The 17,534-nt window shown below is 60.8% G+C and carries 17 protein-coding genes; 5 read left to right on the top strand and 12 right to left on the bottom strand.

Features of this window, described 5'->3' with window-relative positions; genetic code table 11:
• Nucleotides 1-48 precede the first annotated feature (48 nt).
• From nth to PQU95_RS15030, 10 genes are all read right to left on the bottom strand, one after another.
• Nucleotides 49-681, bottom strand: a complete 633-nt coding sequence (gene nth, locus PQU95_RS15075; protein WP_272752770.1) for an endonuclease III — start codon at nucleotides 679-681, stop codon at nucleotides 49-51.
• Nucleotides 678-1,382 (bottom strand): electron transport complex subunit E, encoded by a 705-nt coding sequence (locus tag PQU95_RS15070; protein ID WP_272752769.1) that lies wholly within the window; start codon nucleotides 1,380-1,382, stop codon nucleotides 678-680. The genes nth and PQU95_RS15070 overlap by 4 nt, the downstream gene beginning before the upstream one ends.
• Nucleotides 1,379-1,999, bottom strand: a complete 621-nt coding sequence (gene rsxG, locus PQU95_RS15065; RefSeq protein WP_272752768.1) for an electron transport complex subunit RsxG — start codon at nucleotides 1,997-1,999, stop codon at nucleotides 1,379-1,381. Before rsxG ends, PQU95_RS15070 begins: the two co-directional genes overlap by 4 nt.
• Entirely contained in the window at nucleotides 1,992-3,017 is a 1,026-nt protein-coding gene (locus PQU95_RS15060; protein WP_272752767.1) for an RnfABCDGE type electron transport complex subunit D, read from the bottom strand. Before PQU95_RS15060 ends, rsxG begins: the two co-directional genes overlap by 8 nt.
• Complete coding sequence (rsxC, locus tag PQU95_RS15055; RefSeq protein WP_272752766.1) at nucleotides 3,014-4,966, bottom strand: electron transport complex subunit RsxC; 1,953 nt, start codon at nucleotides 4,964-4,966, stop codon at nucleotides 3,014-3,016. Before rsxC ends, PQU95_RS15060 begins: the two co-directional genes overlap by 4 nt.
• A complete protein-coding gene (gene rsxB / locus PQU95_RS15050; protein WP_272752765.1) occupies nucleotides 4,963-5,526 on the bottom strand; it encodes an electron transport complex subunit RsxB in 564 nt (187 codons plus the stop codon). The genes rsxC and rsxB overlap by 4 nt, the downstream gene beginning before the upstream one ends.
• A complete protein-coding gene (rsxA, locus tag PQU95_RS15045) occupies nucleotides 5,523-6,086 on the bottom strand; it encodes an electron transport complex subunit RsxA (protein WP_272752764.1) in 564 nt (187 codons plus the stop codon). The genes rsxB and rsxA overlap by 4 nt, the downstream gene beginning before the upstream one ends.
• Nucleotides 6,087-6,361: 275 nt before the next feature.
• Nucleotides 6,362-8,329, bottom strand: coding sequence for an acetate--CoA ligase (gene acs / locus PQU95_RS15040; RefSeq protein ID WP_272752763.1), 1,968 nt, complete (start codon nucleotides 8,327-8,329; stop codon nucleotides 6,362-6,364).
• 68 nt (nucleotides 8,330-8,397) lie between these two features.
• Nucleotides 8,398-10,071 carry a cation acetate symporter gene (locus PQU95_RS15035; RefSeq protein ID WP_373321410.1) on the bottom strand — a complete coding sequence of 558 codons (1,674 nt, stop codon included), beginning with the start codon at nucleotides 10,069-10,071 and terminating at the stop codon, nucleotides 8,398-8,400.
• A gap of 8 nt (nucleotides 10,072-10,079) precedes the next feature.
• A complete protein-coding gene (locus tag PQU95_RS15030; protein ID WP_147695722.1) occupies nucleotides 10,080-10,388 on the bottom strand; it encodes a DUF485 domain-containing protein in 309 nt (102 codons plus the stop codon).
• A 326-nt stretch (nucleotides 10,389-10,714) separates the two neighbouring features.
• Here PQU95_RS15030 and PQU95_RS15025 point away from each other — a divergent pair, with 326 nt between their 5' ends.
• On the top strand, nucleotides 10,715-11,596 hold the full coding sequence (locus tag PQU95_RS15025; protein WP_272752761.1) for a LysR family transcriptional regulator: 882 nt from the start codon (nucleotides 10,715-10,717) through the stop codon (nucleotides 11,594-11,596).
• A gap of 27 nt (nucleotides 11,597-11,623) precedes the next feature.
• Complete coding sequence (locus PQU95_RS15020; RefSeq protein WP_147695721.1) at nucleotides 11,624-12,070, top strand: hypothetical protein; 447 nt, start codon at nucleotides 11,624-11,626, stop codon at nucleotides 12,068-12,070.
• A gap of 96 nt (nucleotides 12,071-12,166) precedes the next feature.
• On the opposite strand, the gene PQU95_RS15015 is transcribed toward PQU95_RS15020, so the two are convergent.
• Nucleotides 12,167-12,979, bottom strand: coding sequence for a DMT family transporter (locus tag PQU95_RS15015; RefSeq protein ID WP_272752760.1), 813 nt, complete (start codon nucleotides 12,977-12,979; stop codon nucleotides 12,167-12,169).
• Between the two features lie 142 nt (nucleotides 12,980-13,121).
• On the opposite strand from PQU95_RS15015, the gene ygfZ reads away from it, so the two are divergent.
• The 3 genes from ygfZ (at nucleotide 13,122) to PQU95_RS15000 (ending at nucleotide 16,341) form a co-directional block, all read left to right on the top strand.
• Complete coding sequence (gene ygfZ, locus PQU95_RS15010) at nucleotides 13,122-14,108, top strand: CAF17-like 4Fe-4S cluster assembly/insertion protein YgfZ (protein ID WP_272752759.1); 987 nt, start codon at nucleotides 13,122-13,124, stop codon at nucleotides 14,106-14,108.
• A gap of 97 nt (nucleotides 14,109-14,205) precedes the next feature.
• Nucleotides 14,206-14,538 carry an H-NS histone family protein gene (locus PQU95_RS15005; protein WP_272752758.1) on the top strand — a complete coding sequence of 111 codons (333 nt, stop codon included), beginning with the start codon at nucleotides 14,206-14,208 and terminating at the stop codon, nucleotides 14,536-14,538.
• 27 nt (nucleotides 14,539-14,565) lie between these two features.
• Nucleotides 14,566-16,341 carry a cyclic-di-GMP receptor FimW-related protein gene (locus tag PQU95_RS15000; RefSeq protein WP_272752757.1) on the top strand — a complete coding sequence of 592 codons (1,776 nt, stop codon included), beginning with the start codon at nucleotides 14,566-14,568 and terminating at the stop codon, nucleotides 16,339-16,341.
• Between the two features lie 53 nt (nucleotides 16,342-16,394).
• On the opposite strand, the gene PQU95_RS14995 is transcribed toward PQU95_RS15000, so the two are convergent.
• Nucleotides 16,395-17,522: a M14 family metallopeptidase gene (locus tag PQU95_RS14995; RefSeq protein WP_272752756.1), complete on the bottom strand. Its 1,128-nt coding sequence runs from the start codon at nucleotides 17,520-17,522 to the stop codon at nucleotides 16,395-16,397.
• Nucleotides 17,523-17,534 lie beyond the last annotated feature (12 nt).

Genomic DNA, 17,534 nt, shown 5'->3' with positions numbered 1-17,534 from the left:
ATCGCTGGCGGGCAGCGATGACAGTAAAAATCAATCAACAGGCGATCATCATAGCGGTTTTGCCGGATATTCGCAGAGGTCTGCAATGACGCAGCGTTCGCAGTCGGGCTTTCTGGCTTTGCAAACGTAGCGCCCGTGCAGGATAAGCCAATGATGCGCGTCCTGTTTGTATTCGGCGGGCACAAAACGTAACAGTTTGTCCTCCACTTCGCGTACGTCTTTGCCCGGTGCCAGCCGGGTGCGGTTGCTGACGCGGAAGATATGGGTGTCTACCGCGATAGTGGGGTGGCCGAAGGCGGTATTCAACACCACATTGGCGGTTTTGCGGCCAACCCCTGGCAGCGCTTCCAGTGCTTCGCGGCTTTCCGGCACCTCGCCACCGTGCTGTGCCAGCAGGATGCGACAGGTTTCGATGCTGTTCTTGGCCTTGGTGCGGTACAGGCCGATGGTCTTGATGTATGCCTCCAGCCCGGCCACGCCCAGCGCGTACATTTTGTCCGGCGTGGGCGCTACCTGGAACAGCACGCGGGTGGCTTTGTTCACGCCCACGTCGGTAGCCTGCGCCGACAGCAGCACGGCGATCAGTAGCTGGAACGGCGTGTCGTATTCCAGCTCGGTGGTGGGGTGCGGGTTGTGGGCCTGCAGGCGGGCAAAGATTTGCTGGCGTATGGTCTTGTTCATGGCGCGGGGCTCGCTTCGGCGTCGGGGGCTGGGTAGGTCGCAGCGGCTGCGCGCTGGCGTGCGCGGGCATCCAGTACGTTCTTGCCAGCAATCAGCAGGGCCAGCCCCAGGAAAGCGCCCGGGGGCAGCAGCATCAGCAGGAATTGGTAATCCGCTCCGGCCAGATGCAGCGTCAGCTGCTGGCCGGCGGGGCCAAGCAGCTTGTCGGCGCCGGCCAGTAGCGTGCCCTTGCCCAGCAGCTCGCGCAGCGCGCCCAGCGCCACCAGCACGCCGGTGAGGCCCAGGCCCATCATGGCGCCGTCCCACGCTGCCTCGCGCACCGGCTGGCGCGAGGCAAACGCCTCGGCGCGCGCCATCACGATGCAGTTGGTAGTGATCAGCGGGATGAAAATGCCCAGCACCAGGTACAGCTCGTGCAGCCAGGCGTTCATGGCCAGGTCGACGCAGGTCACCAGGCTGGCGATGATCATGATGAACACCGGGTTGCGGATAGTGTGCGGCACCCAGTGCCGCACACTGGACACGGTGGCGCTGGACAGCGCCGTCACCAGCGTGGTGGCCAGGCCCAGCGCCAGCGCGTTGACTACGTTATTGCTGATGGCCAGCACCGGGCACAGGCCCAGCAGCTGCACCAGGCCGGCGTTTTGCTGCCACAGGCCCTTGCGGGCGATGTCTTGCCACACCGATGGGGTATTGCTCATGGTTGTCCTTGCAGCAGGCGCGCTTGCGCCGTGCGGTAGTAATCGCTGCAGCGTGCTACCGCCGCGCTGACAGCGCGGGCGGAGATGGTGGCACCGCTGACATAATCGGTATCGCCGCCATCCTTTTTCACCGCCCAGCGGCTGGTGGCCGGCTTGCCGGCAAACTGGCGTGCCCACGGGCTGACGGCCAGGTCGATGTAGTCGCCCAGCCCTGGTGTTTCGCGGTGGCTCACGACGCGCACGCCTTGCACCGTGCCGTCGCGGGCGATGCCGACCAGCAATTCGATGCGGCCGCCGTAACCGTTGGCGGCGGCGGCTTCCAGCACCACGCCACTGAGCTGGCCGTTACGGCGCGCCAGGTAAACGTTGGCCGCATCGCGCTGTGCCAGTTGCTGTGCGATGGCCGCCGGCAGCGGCACCGCGCTGGTGGCCAGGTTGTTGTCGAAACTGCCGGCCGGCAAGGCCTGTGCCAACAGCGCGGCGCGCGTGGCCGCCTCGTTGGCGGCGACTTGCTGATGCGTGGCCAGCCAGGTGCCTGCCAGCAATAGCGTGGCACTGGCGGCAAAGGCGGCCAGCGTCAGCGCACTACGGCGCGCCTGGGCGGCAGCATTACGCATGGCGGCCCCCTTTGCGGCCGAACACGCGCGGCTGGGTAGTTTGGTCGATAAACGGCACCGCCATATTCATGATCAGCACGGCAAACGCCACGGCGTCGGGGAAGCCACCGAATACACGGATCACCACCATCAGCACGCCCACCAGAAAGCCGAAGATCAGCCTGCCCAGCGGCGTGGTGCTGCCGCTGACCGGGTCGGTAACGATAAAGCCGGCCGCCAGCAGGGTGGCGCCGTTGAGCAGATGGAACAGCGGGCTGGCGTAGTGCGCCGGCTGCCACAGCCACAGCGGCAGGCTGACGGCCAGCACGCCGGCCAGCATCGCCAACGGCGTGCGCCACGGGATCAGCTTCTGCTGCCACAGCCACAGGCCGCCCAGCGCCCACGCCAGCGCCACCCATTCGCCGCCAGCATTGCCCCAGTGGCCGAAGCGCGGCTGTTGCAGCAGCTGGCCGGCCGTTTGCCCGCCTTGCAGCAGGCCGGTTTTCAGCACGTCCAGCGGCGTGGCGCTGGAAATGGCGTCCAGGTTGCTGCCGGCCGGCAGCGTATGGGTGACGATCCACTGCAGCTGCGCAGCGGCGTCCAGCGTGGTCAACGGCGTGCCCCAGGCCGCCATCTGCGCCGGGAACGACACGATCATCACCGCAAAGCCGACCATGGCCGGGTTGAACGGGTTATGGCCCAGGCCGCCGTATACCTGCTTGCCCAGTACGATGGCAAACAGCGTGGCCAGTACGATCATCCACCAGGCACCCAGCGGCGGCATCGACAGCGCCAGCAGCCAGGCGGTGACCACCGCCGACAAGTCGGCCAGCGCCGGGGTAACCGGGCGCTGGCGCAGCCGCAGTACAGCGGCCTCGGCACCCAGCGCGGTGACAGTGGCCAACAGCAGCTGCAGCAGTACGCCGGGGCCAAAGCAATAGGCTGACACGGCAATGCCGGGCAGCAGGGCGGCCAGTACTTTCAGCATCACCCGCGACACGGTGACAGGGCGGGCGATATGGGTAGCGTGAATGCTCATGGTGCGGCGTCTTTCTTGGCCTCGGCGGCAGCCGCCTTGCGGGCGGCAGCGCGGGCCATCGCGGCTTCGATGGCCGCGCGTTTGGCGTCGTCGATGCCGGTTTGCGACGTCGTGGCGGTGGCGGCGCTGTCGGGGTTGGCCGCAGCTGTGTTATCGGCTTGCGCGGACTGGGCGGCGGCTTTGCGTGCAGCGGCGCGTGCCATGGCGGCTTCGATGGCGGCGCGTTTGGCATCGTCCATGCCGGTTTGTGCCGGGGTGGCAGTGGCCGCGCGGTCAGGGTTGGCCGCATCGCCGGCTTTTGCCGCTTCGGCGGCGGCTTTGCGGGCGGCAGCGCGGGCCATAGCGGCCTGTATCGCGGCCTGCTTGGCGTCGTCCAGGCCGCTGGTGTGTTGCTCGGACAGCGGTTTGGCTTCTTTTTGTGCCGCCGCGCGCGCCAGTGCCGCTGCGATGGCCGCTTTTTTGGCGTCGTCCATGCCGCTGGCGGCGGCGGTGCTGGCTGCTACCGGGGTGGCCGCTTGCGTGGCTAGCTTGGCGGCCTGCTCGGCGGCGCGTGCCGCGATGCGTGCGGCTTTTTCCGATTTGTCGCGCTCTATGCGGAACTGGCGGAATTCGTGGCGCTGACGCGCCAGGGTGGCGTTTTTCTTGTCGCGCTCGGCGGTCCAGATCTCGCTCTTGGCAAAGCGGTAGTAGTCCACCAGCGGGATCTGGCTGGGGCACACATAGCTGCAGGCGCCGCATTCGATGCAGTCGAACAGGTGGCGTTCTTGCGCTTTGCCGAACTGGCGCGACTTGGCAAACCAGAACAGGTCCATCGGTTGCAGCTCGGCCGGGCACGCGCTGGCGCAGTCGCCGCAGCGGATGCAGGCCTGCTCTGCCGGGCGCGGCGGGAACAGCGCGGCGCTCTTGGCGATCAGGCAGTTGCCGGCTTTGGGCAGGCCGGCGGCCAGGTCGGGCAGGGTAATGCCCATCATCGGGCCGCCCATGATCACGTCGGTGCCCGGGTCGGAAATGCCGGCCTGTTGTAGTAGCCAGGCCAGCGGCGTGCCGATGGCCACCTCGTAGTTGGCCGCACGGGTGACGGCGCCGGTAACGGTGACGATGCGGCTGAGCAGCGGTTCGCCGTGCAGTACGGCGCGGGCGATGGCGTACAGCGTGCCTACATTCAGGCACTGTACGCCCAGGTCGGTGGCGCGGGTGCCGTGCGGCACTTCGATGCCGGTCAGGATACGGATCAGCTGCTTGGCGCCGCCGCTGGGGTATTTGGTGGGGATGCTCACCACGCGGTACGCGGTGCCGGCGCAGGCGGCCTGCATGGCAGCGATGGCTTGCGGCTTGTTGTCTTCGATACCGATCAGCACCTCGCCGGCTTGCAGCGCATGTGCAGCGATACGGATGCCGTCGACAATGCTGGTGGCGCGCTCGCGCATCAGCAAGTCGTCGCAGCTGATGAACGGTTCGCACTCGGCACCGTTCACCACCAGCGTGGCGAGCTGGCCGGCGGCCAGCTTCAGGTGGGTGGGGAATGCCGCACCGCCCAGGCCGACCACGCCCATGGCCTGCAGGTGCTTGCGCAGCGCGGTGCCGTCGGCTTGCTGCCAGTCCAGCGGCTGGCGCGGCTGCCATTCGTCCAGGCCGTCCGGCTGCAGCGTGAGGGTGTCTACCGGCAGGCCGGATGGGTGGGCAAACGGGTGTGGACCGATGGCGGTGATGGTACCCGACGTCGGCGCGTGCACGGCGGCGGACAGGCGGCCATCCGGCTCGGCCAGGGTTTCGCCCTTGCGCACGTGCTGGCCCACGGCCACGGTGGGCCGCGCCGCATTGCCCACGCTTTGCGCCAGTGCGATGTGCAGCAGCGGCGGCAAGGGCAGCGCCTGGATCGGGCTGCCGGTGGCAGCGTCTTTATGCTGCGGCGGGTGGATGCCGCCGTGAAAGTCGTACAGCCGACTCATGGCTTCACCGCCTTGATGGGAATGGTGGGGTAGCGCCATTTCCAGTTGGTGAGGTCGGTGCCGTGCGGAATCATGCGGATGCAGTCCACCGGGCAGGGTGGCAGACACAGCTCGCAGCCGGTGCATTCGCTGGCGATGATGGTGTGCATCTGCTTGGCCGAGCCGAGGATGGCGTCCACCGGACAGGCCTGGATGCACAGCGTACAGCCGATACAGGTGGCTTCGTCGATCAGCGCCACGGCTTTGGGCTTGGGCTGCGCAGCGCCGGCGTCGAACGGTTTGAAGTCCACGCCCAGCAGCTCGGCCAGCTTGCGGATGCCGTCTTCGCCGCCCGGCGGGCATTTGTTGATGTCTTCGTCGCCGCTGGCGATGGCCTCGGCGTAGGGGCGGCAGCCGGGGTGGCCGCATTGGCCGCACTGGGTCTGCGGCAGAATGTCATCGATTTTGTCGACCAGCGGGTCGGCGTCTACCTTGAAGCGCACCGAGGCGTAGCCGAGGATGGCGCCCAATAGCAGGGCCAGCGCTACCATTACCAGTAGCGCATAAAGCAGGGTTGTCATCGTGTCAGGCCTCCGAAGCCCATAAAGGCCAGGCTCATCAGCGCGGCAGTAAGCAGTGCAATAGCATTGCCCTGGAACGGCGCGGGGATGTCTGCGCCTTCCAGGCGCTCACGCATGGCACCAAACAGGATCAGGATCAGGCTAAAGCCCAGCGCGCTGCCAAAGCCGAATACCAGCGACTCGGCAAAGCTGTGCTGCAGCTGGGCGTTGAGCAGCGGGATGCCCAGCACCGCGCAGTTGGTGGTAATCAGCGGCAGGTAGATGCCCAGCACCTGGTACAGCACCGGGCTGGTCTTGTGGATCACCATCTCGGTGAACTGCACGATGCCGGCAATGATGACGATGAAGGACAGCGTGCGCAGGAATTCCAGGTTGGCCGCAAGCAGCAGCTGGTTCACCAGATAGCTGCTGCCGGCAGCCAGCGTCAGGACAAAGGTGGTGGCGGCGCCCATGCCGATGGCGGCTTCCAGCTTTCTGGAAACGCCCATGAAAGGGCATAGCCCCAGGATACGGACCAGCACCACGTTGTTGACCAGTACGGTGCTGACCAGGATAAGCAAATAATGTCCGAGGTCCATTGAGGGGGGGAGGTGGCGTTAATGGACGAATTATCCTTGATAAGGCTGCCACGCTTCAACCTTGATTCCCGCAGGGTTGGCCGCACCCGGGCGATGATGCCGGCGGTGCCGGCACGCGGGCGTAAAAATGCCGCGCGGTGATTGCAGCACGCGCGCGGCCAAGGAGGGTAAAACAGCACATCTACTACAGGGATACTGACGCCGGGTAGCTGCCCGGCAAGGCCTGCGCCGCAGCGCAGGCCGTTTACTGCAACAGATCAGGTCGCCGCTTCTTGCAGCTGGGCCAGGATCTGCGGGTTTTCCAGGGTGGACGTATCCTGGCTGATCTCCTCGCCCTTGGCGATGGAGCGTAGCAAGCGGCGCATGATCTTGCCGGAACGGGTCTTGGGCAGGTTTTCACCAAAGCGGATGTCGTCCGGCTGGGCGATCTTGCCAATCTCGTGTGCTACCCAGCTCTTCAGCTCGGCGGCTACTTTCTTGGCTTCTTCGCCTTGCGGACGGTTGCCTTTCAGTACCACGAAGGCCACCACGGCTTCGCCCTTGATGTCGTGCGGTTTGCCCACCACGGCAGCCTCGGCCACCAGCGGGTTGGCCACCAGCGCCGACTCGATCTCCATGGTGCCCAGGCGGTGGCCGGACACGTTCAGTACGTCATCGATACGGCCCATGATCCAGAAGTAGCCGTTTTCGTCGCGGTTGGCCGAGTCGCCCGCCAGGTAGTACTGGCCGTTGAATTCGTCCGGGAAGTAGGTTTTCTTGAAGCGGTCCGGATCGTTCCAGATGGTACGTACCAGCGACGGGAACGGTTTCTTGATCACCAGGAAGCCACCACGGCCCGGCTCTACCTGCGCGCCGGATTCATCCACGATGTCGGCGATGATGCCCGGCAGTGGCAGGGTGCAAGAGCCCGGTTTGGTCGGTACCGCACCCGGCAGCGGGGCGATCATGGCGGAGCCGGTTTCGGTTTGCCACCAGGTGTCCACGATAGGGCAGCGGCCGCCGCCAACGACTTCGTAGTACCACATCCACGCTTCCGGGTTGATCGGCTCGCCCACGGTGCCCAGGATACGCAGGCTGGACAGGTCGAACTGTTTTGGCAGGTCGGCGCCCAGCTTGATCAGCGAGCGGATAGCAGTAGGCGCGGTGTAGAAAATGGAAACCTTGTGCTTCTCGATCATGCTCCAGAAACGGCTGGCATCCGGGTAGGTCGGTACGCCTTCAAACACCACCTGGGTGGCGCCGTTGGCCAGCGGGCCGTAGCAGATGTAGGAGTGGCCGGTGATCCAGCCCACGTCGGCGGTGCACCAGTACACGTCGTTCGGCTTGTAGTCGAACGCCCAGCGGAAGCTGTTCAGTGCGCCCAGCAGGTAGCCGGCGCTGCTGTGCTGGATGCCTTTGGGCTTGCCGGTTGAGCCGGAGGTGTACAGGATGAACAGCGGGTCTTCGGCGTTCATCCATTCGGGTTCGCAGTACTCGGCCTGGCCTTCGATCAGCTTGTGCCACCATACGTCGCGGCCTTCTGCCCAGTTGGCGCCGCCGTTGGTACGCTGGTAGACCACCACGGTGCTGATGGATTCGCAACCTTCCATGGCCAGGGCTTCGTCTACGGTGGCTTTCAGTGGCACGGTTTTGCCGCCGCGCAGGCCTTCGTTGGCGGTAATCACGGCTTTGGCGCCAGCATCCTGGATGCGGTCACGTACGGCACCGGCAGAGAAGCCGCCAAATACCACGGAGTGGATGGCGCCGATACGGGCGCAGGCCTGCATGGCCACGATGGCTTCAATCACCATCGGCATGTAAATCACGACGCGGTCGCCTTTGCCGATACCCTGGCTCTTCAGGCCGTTGGCAAACTGGCACACGCGACGGTGCAATTCGGAGTAGGTGACGCGGGTGACTTCACCGTCGTCAGCTTCAAAAATCAGCGCAATCTTGTTGGCGTTTACCGCCAGGTGGCGGTCCAGGCAGTTGTAGGAAACGTTCAGCACGCCGTCGTCAAACCATTTGAAGAACGGGGCATTGCTGTCATCCAGCACGCGGGAAAACGGTTTTTTCCAGGTAATCAGTTCGCGCGCCAGGTCACCCCAGAAGGACAGGTAGTGGTCGTCAGCTTGTTCGCACAGGGCGTTGTAGGCATCCATCCCCGAGACAGTGGCCTTGCGGCGGAAGTCTTCGCTGGGTGGGAAGCTGCGGGTTTCCTTCAGGATCGATTCGAGGGTAGACATAGTGGCTCCTTAATTATCTCTTTGGTTGGCCGCACCGCGAACGGTGCGGCCTTTGCTATGGGTAAGGCTTAGTGTTTCGAGGCGCCCGATGCACCGATACCGGTCATGGAGCGGACAAACTGTGCGTCAAACTTGGCTTTTTCTTCTTCTGCGGCTTTGGAGGTATCCAGTACGGAGAACAACCAGGTAAAGAAGAAGGCCAGGCTCATGGAGAACAGGGCAGGGTTTTTGTACGGGAACGGTGCCGAACCTTTGGCGTGGCCCATTACGTCTACCCATACTGCCGGCCCCAGAACGATCATGACCACGGCAGACACCAGGCCGATGGCACCACCAATGACGGCGCCGCGGGTAGTCAGGCCTTTCCAGAACATGGACAGGAACAGTACCGGGAAGTTGGCCGATGCTGCGATCGAGAAGGCCAGGCCCACCATGAAGGCGATGTTCTGTTTCTCGAACACCAGGCCCAGCACAATGGCGATCACGCCCAGTGCCAGTGTGGTGATCTTGGATACGCGCATCTCGTCCTTCTCGTTAGCCTTGCCTTTCTTGATGACCGACGCGTACAGGTCGTGCGATACGGCCGATGCGCCAGACAGGGTCAGGCCGGCAACCACAGCCAGGATGGTGGCAAATGCCACAGCGGAGATAAAGCCGTAGAACAGGTCACCGCCCACAGCGTGCGACAGGTGAATCGCAGCCATGTTGTTGCCACCCATCAGCTGGGTCAGTGGCTTGCCGTCTTTCACGATGGTTTCCATGAAGGCCGGCTGGTTCAGTACCAGTACGATGGCGCCGAAACCGATGATGAAGGTCAGGATGTAGAAGTAGCCGATAAAGCCGGTAGCGTAGAACACCGATTTACGGGCTTCTTTGGCGTTACTCACGGTGAAGAAGCGCATCAGGATGTGCGGCAGGCCAGCGGTACCAAACATCAGGGCCAGGCCCAGCGAGATGGAATCGATCGGGTCTGCTTTGCCTGGGGACATGATGGCCAGGCCTTTGGCGTGGACTTCAGTGGCTTTCTGGAACAGGGTTTCCGGGCTGAAGCCAACAGAAGCCATCACCATAAAGGCCATGAAGGTGGCGCCAGACAGCAAGATGCAGGCCTTGATGATTTGTACCCAGGTGGTGGCCAGCATGCCGCCGAACATCACGTACAGCACCATCAGCACGCCTACCAGGATCACCGCGGTGCTGTAGTTCAGGCCGAACAGCAGCTGGATCAGTTTGCCGGCACCAACCATCTGCGCGATCAGGTACAGCGCTACCACCACCAGCGTGCCGGTAGCAGCAAAGGTACGTACCGGGGTTTGTTGCAGGCGATAGGAAGCTACGTCGGCAAAGGTAAACTTACCCAGGTTGCGCAGGCGCTCGGCGACCAGGAACAGGATGATAGGCCAGCCCACCAGGAAGCCCATGGAGTAGATCAGGCCGTCGTAGCCCTTTTCGAACACCATGGCGGAAATGCCCAGAAAGGACGCAGCGGACATGTAGTCCCCCGCAATGGCCAGGCCGTTCTGGAAGCCGGTAATGCCACCACCGCCGGTGTAGAAGTCGGAGGCGGACTGGGTGCGGCGTGCTGCCCAGTAGGTGATGTAGAGTGTTCCGGAAACAAACAGCAGGAACATGATGATGGCCGTCCAGTTGGTGGCCTGTTTCTGCACGTCACCATCGATCGCGCCTGCTGCCATGGCAACTGCCGGCAGCAAGCTCAGCGAGGCAAGTGCGGTGGATTTCATCCAGCTTTTCATTGTTTCGCCTCCTCGACAATCTGCTGATTGAGCTGATCAAACTCGGTGTTGGCTTTGCGAACATAGATGCCGGTCAATACAAACGCCGACACAATGATGAAAATACCCACCGGAATGCCAACTGTGGTGACGCCGCCAGACAGCGACGCGCCCAATGTGGCCGGCGAGAAGGCAAGTACCAGGATGAAGCCGTAGTAGATTGCCAGCATGACGATGCTGAGTAGCCATCCGAGGCTGGATCTCTTCTGGACCAGTTCTGCGAACTTCGGATTGGCTTGCACCCGTTTCAGGATGTCCTCGTTCATTGTTTCCTCCTTTGTTTGTCGCGAACTGCGGAAAAACAGTAATCGCTGAGGGGAAATTACGACTTTGGTGCAGGGGGCTGCTAATCGTTTTTTCTGATGTGGCGGATAAGGTTTGGCATGGAGGTTGAAAAAAACCTACTGCTAACAACGGCTTGCAGTCGAGCATTTGCTTTATTGATGCATGACATAAGCGATTTCTATGCATCTTTTTGTGACACAGCCCTTGTCGCACGGCAGGGGCTTGTCCAGAATGATCACCTACTTATCGAAATAAACAGGCGCCGCGCGTGCCTGATGCGCAAGCTAATCTAGAGGGCAGTACAGGGATGGAAATCTATCAGCTGAGGACCTTTGTGACGGTGGCGCAGCAAGGCCACCTGACACAGGCTGCTGAAGTCTTGCATTTGTCCCAGCCGGCGGTGACGGCGCAGATCAAGGCAATTGAAGAAGAAGTGGGTATGCCCCTGTTCGAGCGTACGGCCGGCGGTGTGGTGCTGACCCTGGCCGGACAAGAGCTGTTGCCGCAGGCGCAGGATATCCTGGCCGCTGCCCGTCAGTTGTTGAATCATGCCCGGGGGCTGAAAGGCCAGCTTAGTGGCAAGGTGCAACTGGGCATTACCCTGACCCCTGATATCTTGCGTGTGGGCGAGCTGGTGGTGCGCATTGCAGAACGCTACCCCTTGCTGGAAGTCTGCTTGCACCAGGGGGTGACGGGTGACGTGCTCAATGCGGTACGCAAAAAAGAGCTGGATGGCGGCTTTTACCTGGGCAAAAACCCTTACGCCAACGTACACACTGTGCTGTTGGATCATCTGCCATTACGCATTGTTGCCCCGCCTGGCTGGCTGGCCCGTATCAATGCGGCCAACCCCAAAGAGCTTGGCCGTTTGCCCTGGGTAGGTATTTCCCAGTTTTCCAGTTTGTCCAAAATTGTCAGCGAATTATGGCGCGAGCTGAATATTTCCCCGAAGAAAGTGTCAGAGTGCGATAACCTCTTCACGGCGATAGAGCTGGTCAAGGCTGGTGTGGGCTTGTCACTCATTCGCGAGCAGGATGCCCTGCTGGCTGAAGCGCGTGGCCAGCTTGAAGTCGTGCCGGATATCGTCAAGAGTGCCGAGTTGCAGTTTGTGTTTTCTGCAGACAAGGCCGCTGATCCGGTTTTGTCTGTGCTGGTAAGCGAATTGTCCGCCGTGTGGCAGCTGGTTTGACAGGGTAAACCCCGGGCAGGAGTCGATATGGTCAAGGTATTGCAGCAGTATCTGGATGTGTGCCAGCGCGCGCAGCAGCGCTGGATGGCCGCTCAGGCAGATTATCTGCGCCATTTTTACCCGCGCGCGTTGGACGATGTGCCATTCAATCACCAGCAGATCAATCAGCGGCTGGAAGATACATTGCAGTCCGGTGCGGCCATGATGCAGGTATCGGCCGACATCAACCACGAGCTGCTGGTGCTGGGCGAGCGCTGGGTAGGTTCGCAGCAAAAACAATGGTTGCAGTACCTGGACAAGACACCGCGTGCGCTGGCGCCGTGCTTCATGCCCCTGGATGCCGGCTTGTCCGGCTGTATGATCGCGAGCCGTGCCTCGCGCCAGATACACCACTTCGCCTCTACCCAGCTCAGTACCGCCCCGCTCAATGCAGTGCGCGGCGCGCAGCGCGTTTACCGCCGCAGCATGAAATAACCCTGCACTTTGCTGGTGTTTGTCTCGAACAAGCCTCGTTAGAATATCTGCCACCCAGGCGGCGCTTTGTCACTGCGCTGCCTGGGTGGTCTGTTTTCACGCCTGTGTTTTACGCCCTGCCAGGCTACCCATGATGGCGCCGCCCAGTATGAGCGCCGCGGCGATCCAGCTGGTGCGGTTCATGCTACCCAGCCCGCTGGCGGCCAGCGTCATGGTGGAGAGCAGAGGGGTAAGATAAGACAGGGCGCCTATCTGGCGTGGGTCTGCCGATTTCATGGCGATATTCCAGAAGAAGAACGATAGCCCCAGCGGCCCGATACCCATGGCCAGCAGTGCAAGCCATTCCTGCGTGTCCGGCACGATGGAAGGCTCGAAAGCCAGGTGGCACAGGCCCGCCAGTACGGCAGATGCCAGGCAAAACCCGCCTACTGCGGCATTGGGGAAGGCAGGTAGTTTACGGGTTTGCAAACTGTAGCAGGCCCACGTGAAGGCCGCCGCCAGGGCAAAAACAAATCCTATCGGCAGTACTGCCGGTAGCTGTAGCTGGCCCTTGGTTACAATGAGTGCCGCGCCGGAAAAGCCACACAACGACGCCATAATATGCGGCCAACGTAGCGTGCCCAGCTTGAAAACGGGGCTAAGTAGCACAATCAGTAAGGGCCACAGGTAATTCAGCAAATTGGCCTCTAGCGCCGGTGCAGTGCGGAATGCGGTGAATAACAGGCAGTGATAGCCGAAAATGCCGGCCACACCGGTGATAAAGGTTTTTACCGGGACGCGCCATTGCGCAATATGCCTGATGCTCAGCAAAGCGCCAATCGCCAGTGCAATGGCGGTCACCAGAAAAGGTGGTAAGCGCTGGGTGAAGGTGCCCAGGCTGGCCAGGGATGACCACAGTAAAATAGCCATCAGGGCATAGGCGAGCGGGTGCGTCGCGGTTGTGTGTGTGTTTGGCATGGTGGTGTGACGATTTATATATTTGTTTTCGGCGGCAGGATTCAGGCATTCTGAATGCTGTGCCTGCTTAGATCAATACTTATTGAGGTGTGCGATGCAGCAGCTAATAGAACAATGGCTAGTGGAAAATCAGGGTGAAATCACCGAGGGTGACGAGCTGAAATTGCCGGCATATGCGCAGCAGTTAGCCGCGGTGGACGCAGGTCAGGCTTATTCATTGCTGAGCAAGTATGCTTTGCTGCATATCCATGGCGAAGATGCCACCACTTTCTTGCAAGGACAGTTCTCTTGTGATGTGGCAGCGATTGCTGACGGTGGGGTGACATTGGGTAGCTATTCCAACGCCAAAGGGCGTATGCAGGCTAGCTTTGTTCTGGCAGGGGTGGGTGGGCAATATTACCTGTTGCTGCGTAAGGATATTGCCGAGGGGTTCCGCCGTCGCCTGGGGATGTTTGTTTTGCGTGCCAAAGTAAAAATCGACGCAGTCACCGAGCAGTATGCCCTGTGGCTGCAGCAAGATGCGCAGGCCGTGCAGCCTGCCCTGGTCGAGCTGGATGAGTCCGGCCTGGTGCTGTCGATGGGGCATGGCCTTGTGCTGCGCCTGGCACGCCGGCTGCAGGCCATGCATTGGCAGCACGGCCGGCAGCCGGTTGGAAGTGCGGCTGCGGATTATGTTTTTATTCGTGCCGGGCTGGGTTGGGTTTCGCAAGCGACTTTTGAGGAGTTTGTGCCGCAAATGCTGAACCTGGAATTGCTCGGCGGGATCAGTTTCAAGAAGGGTTGCTATCCCGGGCAGGAAATTGTGGCGCGCACGCAATATCTGGGCAAAGTAAAGCGCCGTTTGTACCGTGCCAATGTACGGGGCGCCAGTGTAAAAGAAGGGGCCGCGATTATTACGGCATCTACCGGCGAGCAGGTTATCGGCAGAGTGGTGTTGGCGGCAGAAATGGCGGATGACAGCGTGGCTTGCCTGTTGGTACTGCAGCACACAGCGTGGGAAGGGCGGCCACAATTGCAGCATAATCCACATGCTGTAATTGAAAAACAGCCTTTGCCCTATATTCTGCCGGATGCTGATTGATTGTAATGCGCTGATTGTGCAATATAGGCTTGACTAAAGTTATCGGGGTGACTAACTTAGTTAAAGTTTAATATTGTTCATTCAAGGGGAGTTGTAAATGGAACTGTCTACTGTTGATTTTGCAGAACTGCTGCAACTGCGTGCTGATGTCGACGCCGAAATTCGTCGTCGCGAAAGCGAAGAAAAAGCCAAAGCGGCCAAACAAGTGCTGGAGCTGATCCGCACCCATGGCCTGGATATCGAAGATATCGCCAGTAAATCTGCCAAGCTGGGTTCTGTGCCGGCTACTAGCACTCGTAAGCCGGTAGAGGCAAAGTACCGCCACCCGGACGATGCCAGCCTGTCGTGGACTGGCCGTGGTCGCAAGCCCTTGTGGGTGGTGGCCTGGCTCGATGCTGGCCACGCACTGGAAGCGCTGCAGATCAAATAAGTCTGTTGTATCGCCAGACAAAACGCCATGCAGATGCATGGCGTTTTGTTTTTTGTGGCCGGATCATCGCGTATACTCAGCGCATTGAATCCTGTGCAGCTGATATTTACGCTGGTGCGCAAACCTATGGTCAAGCTTGATTTTTTCTCATTTGGCAGCAAAAAAAATTCGCATCCGCTTGACTCTGTCAAGCTGATCGGTGAGTGGTATGCGCCACTTACGCGAGAAACCGGCCCGGCAGCTCATGCGAAGGTTAGCGAGCTACTGATGCAGTTTAACGCCCAGAGCGAAAACTATAGCCCAGAAGCCCTTGAGGCCGTGCTGGAGCTTGACCGGCTGATTTGCGTGCATCACAAGCAGCTGTGCGAACAGTATTTACTGAACACGCGCATGCCCAAGGCACTTGAGGCGCAACTGCGCGCGCAAATCCTGGGCTACGGCAGGCAGGTGCTGGCGGCGTACCAGCGTTTTATGGGTTTTGACCCGGACGACCGCGCTGCGGCCTCGATACGCATTCTGCTGCCGACGGTCATCGCGCGCATGATGCATTACCTTACCGAGTTTGCCCTGTGGCAATACTATCGGCACTTCCATCCGGACGAAATGTTCTGGCGCAATGCAAACCAGCTGTTTGCCTATGCCGAACAGCATCAGATCGATGTCGTGCCGGTGCAGTTGTTTGGCGAGGGGGATGTTACTACCATTCACGACCTGTACTTGTCGCTGCTGATGGTGTCTACGCTCACCAGCGGCAACCTGGCCATTCGCCAGATCCGCTTCGCTTACCAGCTCGCCCTGCAGACCTCCAGCAGTATGGCGCTGGGGCAGGACTACCAGGGAGATGCCAGTTTTATGGTTAATCTCTCCGCAGGCTTGCCACCTGGCCGCGTGCGCGACGCTCTGCCTAAAGGCAATGTGCGTGTGTGGAGTACGGCAGACCTTGTTGACCGGCTGACGAGCTGGGTGTCTGTTTTCGAGTCTGGTGCCGTGCCTTCCGACTTGAAGGCCATCATGACGGCAGGCGTGGATGCAGGCTTGTTGCGCTATCTGTGTCGCGAGTGGTCGGTCAGGCCTCATTTGTATGAGCGTGCCCAGCGCGTTCGTGTGGACAGCCAGCAGATCGAGGTGGCGCAGCGTTTTGCACAGTTGCACAAGCTGGTGCGTGAGCAGGAAGAAAAAGCGCGTGAAGATACGCGGCGTGCCGGAGGCGGTGACGACAATTTCGATACGGCTGACGAAGTGCGTATCTACGGTTTTGTCACCAGTCGCCGGCGCGAGCGGCAAGTTTTACCGCCGCAGCAGCAACAAAAAGAGCAGTTCCCGTTCTGGGATGTGGATAATCGCAGTGAGACCGGCCTGGGCTTGAGCTTGCCGGCTCAGGGGAATGAATGGGTTGCACTGGGTACCTTGCTCGGCTTTCGCCAGCGTGGCGAGAATGACTGGTCACTTGGGGTGGTGCGGCGCCTGCAGCGCCCCGGGCAGGACAAGCTGTATCTGGGGGTGCATATCCTGACCAATCGCCCGGTTGCCGCAGCCTTGCGGCAGGAGGAGGGGCGCTCGGTTGATCCGGCCACACCAAGCGACATGGTGTGGAATCAGGGCGAAATAGCGCTGTTTGTGCCCCTGCTGCGTGAGGGCAAGAAACTCAATACCGTGCTGATTTCGATTGGTACTTATGCAATGGGCAAGCAGTACCAGATGGTGGCGCGCGGTAAAGTATTCCTGATCAGTCTGGGGCGGGTGGTGGAAAAAGGCACGGACTGGTGCCAGGCTGAAATCGAGCTGATCAAAACGCTATCGTAGAAGCCCGCTATTAAAAAAGCCGCATAAAGCGGCTTTTTTAATGTGAGGCGAGTTTAGCGTATGGCTTTGAGTACGCCATAAATGGCACTGAGTGTTGCCTCGCCCAGGCGCAAGCTGCGCTGGCCATTCCAGCCGGTATCGTCGTCCGGCAGGTTGTCGTTGTCTTTGAACGGCATTTCCAGTGTGTAAGCCAGGCACTGGAACTGGTTGCCCACCCAGGCGGTGGCCATGGACAGGTTGGCCGCACCCGGCTGGTCGCGCGCATAGCCGTGCTCATCCTGAAAGTCGGGCGATGCCACTTTCAGCTGTTGCTTGAACTGTTCTTCGAGCTCGGCAATGCGCGGGCTGTAGCTGGGTACGCCTTCGGTACCGGCCACGAAGACATAAGGAATGGCTTCATCGCCATGGATGTCCAGATACAGGTCGACGCCGGTTTCCAGCATCTTGTTGCGCACATGGTAAACCTCGGGGCTGGTTTCCAGGCTGGGGCTCAGCCATTCGCGGTTCAGGTTGGCACCTGCGGCATTGGTGCGCAGGTTGCCCAGTACCGAGCCATCCGGGTTCATATTGGGCACCACGTAGAAGGTGGCGCGGTCCAGCAGGGCGCGCGAGGTGGGGTCCTGCGAATCCAGCAGGCGGGTCAGGAAGCCTTCTACAAACCATTCGGCCATGGTTTCGCCAGGATGCTGGCGTGCGGTAACCCAGATTTTCAGGTCAGACTCGACCTCGTGGCCGATCGTCAGCAGGTTGATGTCACGCTGCTGTACGGTAGAGCCCAGGTCGCTTACCTGGCACAGGCCAGAACTTTGCGCCATGCCGATCAGGTTCAGGTGCTGCTCGTGGGAGTAGGGCTCGAAATAAGCGTAGTAGATGCTGCCTGCCAGCGGTGCGTGCTCGATCACCAGCTCGTTGCCATCCAGATAGGTAGGTACGCGGAACCAGTTGACGCGATCGTAAGAGGCGACGGCCTGATAGCCTTCCCAGCCTTTGGGGTAGGCAGTGTGCTGGATGTCCAGAAAGCGGATGCGGCAGGTTTCGTATGCCGCGCCTTGCAGCCGGAAATAAAACCATTGCGCAAAATCCGAGGCATTGTCTTTACGGATGCGCAATTGAATGTCTTCAAATCCGTTGATGGCTACTACATCGATGCTGCCTGCGTCGAAATTGCTACTGATTTTCATGCTGCAATGCTT

Origin of the sequence: Vogesella aquatica, assembly GCF_028548455.1 — a bacterium.
GTDB lineage: Bacteria > Pseudomonadota > Gammaproteobacteria > Burkholderiales > Chromobacteriaceae > Vogesella > Vogesella aquatica.
Note: the sequence above shows the minus strand (reverse complement) of the source record. Positions and strands in the feature narration are given on the sequence as shown.

Bases quoted from the DNA above. Each gene is read 5' to 3' on its own strand.
- PQU95_RS15070 (WP_272752769.1), bottom strand. From the start codon at position 1,382: ATGAGCAATACCCCATCGGTGTGGCAAGACATCGCCCGCAAGGGCCTG.
- PQU95_RS15035 (WP_373321410.1), bottom strand. From the start codon at position 10,071: ATGAAATCCACCGCACTTGCCTCGCTGAGCTTGCTGCCGGCAGTTGCC.
- acs (WP_272752763.1), bottom strand. From the start codon at position 8,329: ATGTCTACCCTCGAATCGATCCTGAAGGAAACCCGCAGCTTCCCACCC.
- ygfZ (WP_272752759.1), top strand. From the start codon at position 13,122: ATGCAGCAGCTAATAGAACAATGGCTAGTGGAAAATCAGGGTGAAATC.
- PQU95_RS14995 (WP_272752756.1), bottom strand. From the start codon at position 17,522: ATGAAAATCAGTAGCAATTTCGACGCAGGCAGCATCGATGTAGTAGCC.
- rsxC (WP_272752766.1), bottom strand. From the start codon at position 4,966: ATGAGTCGGCTGTACGACTTTCACGGCGGCATCCACCCGCCGCAGCAT.
- nth (WP_272752770.1), bottom strand. From the start codon at position 681: ATGAACAAGACCATACGCCAGCAAATCTTTGCCCGCCTGCAGGCCCAC.
- rsxB (WP_272752765.1), bottom strand. From the start codon at position 5,526: ATGACAACCCTGCTTTATGCGCTACTGGTAATGGTAGCGCTGGCCCTG.
- PQU95_RS15025 (WP_272752761.1), top strand. From the start codon at position 10,715: ATGGAAATCTATCAGCTGAGGACCTTTGTGACGGTGGCGCAGCAAGGC.
- PQU95_RS15020 (WP_147695721.1), top strand. From the start codon at position 11,624: ATGGTCAAGGTATTGCAGCAGTATCTGGATGTGTGCCAGCGCGCGCAG.
- rsxG (WP_272752768.1), bottom strand. From the start codon at position 1,999: ATGCGTAATGCTGCCGCCCAGGCGCGCCGTAGTGCGCTGACGCTGGCC.
- PQU95_RS15000 (WP_272752757.1), top strand. From the start codon at position 14,566: ATGCAGATGCATGGCGTTTTGTTTTTTGTGGCCGGATCATCGCGTATA.
- PQU95_RS15030 (WP_147695722.1), bottom strand. From the start codon at position 10,388: ATGAACGAGGACATCCTGAAACGGGTGCAAGCCAATCCGAAGTTCGCA.
- PQU95_RS15015 (WP_272752760.1), bottom strand. From the start codon at position 12,979: ATGGCTATTTTACTGTGGTCATCCCTGGCCAGCCTGGGCACCTTCACC.
- PQU95_RS15005 (WP_272752758.1), top strand. From the start codon at position 14,206: ATGGAACTGTCTACTGTTGATTTTGCAGAACTGCTGCAACTGCGTGCT.
- PQU95_RS15060 (WP_272752767.1), bottom strand. From the start codon at position 3,017: ATGAGCATTCACGCTACCCATATCGCCCGCCCTGTCACCGTGTCGCGG.